At 64.1% G+C, this 5,082-nt stretch carries 5 protein-coding genes; 4 read left to right on the forward strand and 1 reads right to left on the reverse strand.

Annotated features, from left to right (window positions below; all coding sequences use genetic code 11):
* The first annotated feature begins 134 nt into the window (after positions 1-134).
* Positions 135-575, forward strand: coding sequence for a DUF1489 family protein (locus AC629_RS39890; RefSeq protein ID WP_084810159.1), 441 nt, complete (start codon positions 135-137; stop codon positions 573-575).
* 73 nt (positions 576-648) lie between these two features.
* Here AC629_RS39890 and panC read toward each other — a convergent pair whose 3' ends face one another.
* Positions 649-1,500 carry a pantoate--beta-alanine ligase gene (panC, locus tag AC629_RS39895; RefSeq protein WP_084810160.1) on the reverse strand — a complete coding sequence of 284 codons (852 nt, stop codon included), beginning with the start codon at positions 1,498-1,500 and terminating at the stop codon, positions 649-651.
* 275 nt (positions 1,501-1,775) lie between these two features.
* Between panC and AC629_RS39900 the strand changes: the two genes are divergently transcribed.
* From AC629_RS39900 to AC629_RS39910, 3 genes are all read left to right on the forward strand, one after another.
* On the forward strand, positions 1,776-2,699 hold the full coding sequence (locus AC629_RS39900; protein WP_084810161.1) for a division plane positioning ATPase MipZ: 924 nt from the start codon (positions 1,776-1,778) through the stop codon (positions 2,697-2,699).
* 344 nt (positions 2,700-3,043) lie between these two features.
* Positions 3,044-3,904, forward strand: a complete 861-nt coding sequence (locus AC629_RS39905; RefSeq protein WP_084810162.1) for an alpha/beta fold hydrolase — start codon at positions 3,044-3,046, stop codon at positions 3,902-3,904.
* A gap of 148 nt (positions 3,905-4,052) precedes the next feature.
* Positions 4,053-4,802 (forward strand): vWA domain-containing protein, encoded by a 750-nt coding sequence (locus AC629_RS39910; protein WP_084810163.1) that lies wholly within the window; start codon positions 4,053-4,055, stop codon positions 4,800-4,802.
* Positions 4,803-5,082 lie beyond the last annotated feature (280 nt).

Consider the following 5,082-nt stretch of genomic DNA (forward strand, 5'->3'; position numbering starts at 1 on the left):
CGCTGCTCGGGCGCCGGCGGCCGCACCGGTTCCGCTCGCGCCGCCGGCGTCGACACCGGCTCCCGCTCCCGCGGCTGCGGATAACCAATAGAATCGGCATTCCAAATGCGTGGCTGCCCGGCTAATGGTTGGGCATGCCACTACACCTGATCAAGCTCGCCGTCGGCTGCGACTCCGTCAAGGAGTTGAAGGGGTGGGTTGCCGAACGGATGCGGGCCGCCAAGAAGAAGGGGCTGCCGCAACATCACATCCACATCACCCGCATGGTCCCCAAGCGCGACGCCGAGATCCTGGCGGGCGGGTCGCTCTACTGGGTGATCAAGGGCGAGATCGCTGCGCGCGAAAAGATCATTGGCATCGAGCCGTTCCGCGACAAGGATGGTATCGGCCGTTGCCGGATCGTGATGCAGCCGAAGGTGATCTCGGTGTCGCCGCGGCCTATGCGCCCGTTCCAGGGTTGGCGCTATCTCACCGACGATTCAGTCCCGCCTGACCTCGGCAAGTCCGCTGCAGGCTCGATCGCGGCCATGCCGGAGCCGATGCGGCGCGAGCTGCGCGATCTCGGACTGCTCTGAGCAAGGCCGGCTAGGGCGGCGTGACATAGCGCCAACACGCCGCTTACGCAACGTGCAAGATCGAACTGGGCCGTCACACCGCGATATTGTCGATCAGCCGAGTGGAGCCGAGCTTGGCCGCGACCAGGATCCGCAACGGGCCGTCCTTGCGCGAGGTGACCGGCGCAAGCGTTTCGGCGTGGCGGGCCTCGAAATAGTCGAGCGCAAAGCCGGCCGCCTTGATCATCTCGGCGCCGCGCGCGATCGCGGACGCGATCGCTTCGCCGGCGCGGATGCGCCCGGCGCTCTCCTTCATGGCGCGGTAGAGGACGGTGGCGGTCTGCCGCTCATCCGGCGAGAGGTAGACGTTGCGCGAGGACATCGCGAGCCCGTCGCGCTCGCGCACGGTGCGGGAACCGATCACCTTGACGCCGAGATCGAGATCCTGCGCCATCTGCGCCACCACCCGCAATTGCTGAAAGTCCTTCTCGCCGAAGATCGCGAAGTCCGGCCGGCATTGTGTGAACAGCTTGCCGACGACGGTGGCGACGCCGCCGAAGAAATGCGGGCGGAAGCGGTCCTCGAGGCCGGCGATCGCCGGTCCCTCCGGCACGATGCGGGTCGCAAAGCCGTCTGGATACATTGCCTCGACGCCGGGGTGCCAGACGATGTCGACGTTCTCGGCCGCGAGCTTGGCGATGTCCGCCTTCCAGGTTCGCGGATAGGCACCGAAGTCCTCGGTCGGTGCGAACTGGGTCGGATTGACGAAGATCGACACCACGACGCGGCTCGCGCGCCGCTTGGCGAGGCGTACCAGCGACACATGCCCGTCATGGAGTGCCCCCATGGTCGGGACCAACGCGATTGTGGCCTTTCGCTTGCGTAGAGTTTCGACGGCGCGTCGCAGGGCAGGGACCGTGCGGGCGATCAGGGGGCTTCGTGACATCAGGACTCGGCAGGGTTGGGAGTCGGCGCTGGCGTGGCCCGGCGCCCGGCCGGCTAACCTTAGCAAGCGGCGATCGTGGACGCCATGCATCCGGATGCGGCACAGCATCCCGCGCGGGATGCCGCGACATTGTGAGCTGGATGCCAGACCGCGCACCGCCGCCGCGACTCCCGATGAAGAACGGCGCGCTACGATTTGCATTTCCTGTCGCGCATTTCACTTGACCGCAGACGTGGCCAACTTGAAGATATTCGTTAGGGGCGTTGAGGATCGCTATGCTCGTGCAAGCTAGCCAAGGCCAATCGGGCTCGGCGCATGTGGTCGTGCTCGGCAACGAGAAGGGCGGCTCCGGCAAGTCGACCACCGCCCTGCACATCGCGGTTGCGCTCCTGAAGGCCGGCCAGCGCGTCGCCACCATCGACCTCGACTGCCGTCAGCAGAGTTTCACCCGCTACATCAGCAACCGTTCCGCCTGGGCGCGCCGCACCAAGCTCGACCTCGAACTACCGGTGCATCGCTGCATCAAGCTCGGCGAGACCATGCAGATCGCCGAGAATGAGAATTCCGAGTTCCAGCAGTTCATGGAAGCGGTCTCGGCGGTCGAGAGCAGTTTCGATTTTATCGTCATCGATACGCCCGGTACCGACAGCTACTTGATGCGACTTGCGCACTCGATGGCGGATACGCTGGTGACGCCGATCAACGACAGCTTCCTCGACTTCGACGTGCTCGGCACCGTCGATCCCGCCAGCTATGCGGTCACGGGCGAGAGCCACTACGCCGAGATGGTGCGGGATGCCCGCCGCAAGCGCCGCCAGCTCGACGGCGCGACCACGGACTGGATCGTCGTGCGCAACCGCCTGTCGATGCTCGGCTCGCGCAACAAGCAGCTCGTCGCCGATGGGTTGAAGGAATTGTCACTGCGGCTCGGCTTCCGCTACGTCGACGGTTTCGCCGAACGCGTCGTCTATCGCGAGTTTTTCCCGCGTGGCCTGACAGCCCTCGACGAGATCGACGAAGCGACGCTCGGCATGCGGCCCAATCTCGGCCATCTCACCGCACGGGAAGAGGTGACGAGCCTGCTCCGCCAGCTCAAACTGCCGCTGGACGAGCGCGGCCGGCGCCGCGCAGCCAATCGTGCCGAGTGGTTCAGCCAGGTCGACAAACCGCTCGAGGTCCACGACATCCTCGGTGCCTGACACAGCGGTATATCGCTACTTCCAGCCAACTAAAGCTGTTGGTTCCCGCCGGAACCGAGACCGCGCTTTGCCGTTTTTACCCGTACGACTACTGGGTCATTGAACCTGATCAAGGCCGGTTGCGTCGGATAGTGATCTACACCCTGACGTAGCCATATTAGAACGGGATGCCCAAGAAACGTGTGCGCCGCACAATGAAAGGGCTGTCAGTTCACAATATTTGGCCTTCCTGTCACGTGGCTGTGACATATATTAGGGAATAGGCGACAAGGGGCCAAAGAGCCCCGGAAGAACACGATTTTCAACAGGGATCAGGCCACAAGAGCCTGAGGCTGAGGACGAAAATGAAGCGTGGAATTGCCGTTCTGGTTTCAGTCAGTGCCCTCTGCGGTGTCGCCTATTTCACGGTGAGCAAGTGGGCGATCAAGCACGAGACCGTCACCTTCTATGATGCTTCGCGCGATAACCGTCCGGTGCCGGTCGACATCGCGGTCCGCTGGGACAAGGAAATGCAGGCGAACGCCGGCATGATCAAGCTGCCGGTCGCAGTGATCAATCACGGCAATACCGTCAAGAACACCGAGTACGGCTTCCTCGCCAACATCTTCGCGGCGCGCGGCTATATGGTCGTGAGCCCGCAGCACGACCTGCCGACTGATCCTCCGATGGTGACCAAGCCGGGCGAGCTCTATGTCGGCCGGCTGCCGCAGATCCTGCGCGGCGTCGCTAACATTCATCTCGCCATGCAGGAGATGAAGAAGGTTCAGCCCAACGCCGACTACGAGAAGGTGACGATGGTCGGCCACTCCATGGGCGGCGATATCACGATGTACTTCGCCAAGCAGTATCCGGACGAGGTCAAGAAGGTCGTCACGCTCGACAATCTGCGCGTGCCCTTCGTCACCGCCGGCAAGTTCAAGATCCTGTCGTTCCGTTCGCACGATCCGCAGTTCAAGACCGACGCGGGCGTGATCCCGACCGACGAGGAGTGCGAGAAGGCCGGCATCCAGGTCGTGAAGACCGAATTCCAGCATAACGACATGCGTGACACCGGCCCGGATGTGGCCAAGAACTCGATCCAGGGCATGCTCGATAAATTCCTGGCCGATACGGACAGCGACATCGCGCCCGTCGACACCCGTTCGGCCCCGCCCAAGATCCTCGAACCCGGCCCGGTTGCCCTGATGGCGCCCGCCAAGAGCTGATGTTAGGAGCTAACGTCAAGAGCTGACGCTTCGCTTCCAGGCTGAACTTATTTCAAAGCCTCCGCCGGCACTGCCTGCGGAGGCTTTGTACATTGACCGGGGCGTGCACGCTGACCACATTAGCTGCTCACGCAAGGTGCAAGCAGGGATGTCGGGCGAACCCATCAAACCACGCGGGCGCGATGCCGTCTCGGCGCAAGCGGGCGGTCCGCTGCCGCAAGCCAGGACCTCGACCTCGGAGGACATCGCCGCCTTCGTCGCCAGGGCGCGTGCGCTGTCGCCGCATGCGCCCGGCGCGAAAGGGCGGCTGATCTTCGCGCTGGACGCGACGATGAGCCGGCAGCCGACCTGGGACATGGCCTGCGCGCTTCAGGCCGACATGTTTCGCGAGACCGCGGCGCTCGGCAGTCTCGACATCCGGCTGGTCTATTATCGCGGCCTCAACGAGTGCCGCGCCACCGGATGGATATCGGACAGCGTCAGACTTGCGGCTCTCATGAGCAAGATCGATTGCCGCGGCGGCAACACCCAGATCGGCAAGGTGCTGAGTGAGGCGCGGCGCGAGGCGGTTGCATCTGGCGTGCGTGCCGTCGTCTTCGTCGGCGACGCCATGGAGGAGAAGATCGACGATCTCTGCGCCAAGGCCGGCGAGCTCGGCATGCTCAAGGTGCCGGTCTTCCTGTTTCAGGAAGGCGATGACGCGGTAGCCGAACGGGCCTTTCGCGAGATCGCGCGCCTGACCGGCGGCGCCTGGTGCCGGTTCGATCCAGGCGCGGCGGCGCAGTTGCGCGAGCTGTTGCGCGCTGCCGCGACCTACGCCGCCGGCGGCCGCGAGGCGCTGTTGAAATTGGCGAAGGGCGCGAACAGCGCAGCCAAGCTGATCGGGCAGATGAAGTAGCCGGCCAAGCCGGCGCGGCTTGCGGTGGAGGAGAAGCCGCGACCGACGGCGGCAACAACCGTCCCTGGAGGATCAGTCAGCCGGCACGATCGGCGGCTTGAACCTCATAGTCTCTCCCAAAAGGCGCAAGCCGCGCCGGAATTATCGGGCGGGGCGCTCATCGGCAAACGAACTTCTCGTGTCTGAACCCAATCGTAGTCGTCTGTGAAGAACTGACGCGGCGCCCCGGCTCAAGCGATGTTTTGAGCCGGGACGGTCTCGATGAAGGCTCGAATGATGA

The sequence above is a fragment of the Bradyrhizobium sp. NAS80.1 genome, from assembly GCF_001908205.1.
In the GTDB taxonomy this organism is placed as follows: Bacteria; Pseudomonadota; Alphaproteobacteria; order Rhizobiales; family Xanthobacteraceae; genus Bradyrhizobium.

What these genes read in the sequence shown, in the direction of transcription:
- AC629_RS39890 (WP_084810159.1), top strand. Translation starts at nt 135, where the DNA reads ATGCCACTACACCTGATCAAGCTCGCCGTCGGCTGCGACTCCGTCAAG.
- panC (WP_084810160.1), bottom strand. Translation starts at nt 1,500, where the DNA reads ATGTCACGAAGCCCCCTGATCGCCCGCACGGTCCCTGCCCTGCGACGC.
- AC629_RS39900 (WP_084810161.1), top strand. Translation starts at nt 1,776, where the DNA reads ATGCTCGTGCAAGCTAGCCAAGGCCAATCGGGCTCGGCGCATGTGGTC.
- AC629_RS39905 (WP_084810162.1), top strand. Translation starts at nt 3,044, where the DNA reads ATGAAGCGTGGAATTGCCGTTCTGGTTTCAGTCAGTGCCCTCTGCGGT.
- AC629_RS39910 (WP_084810163.1), top strand. Translation starts at nt 4,053, where the DNA reads ATGTCGGGCGAACCCATCAAACCACGCGGGCGCGATGCCGTCTCGGCG.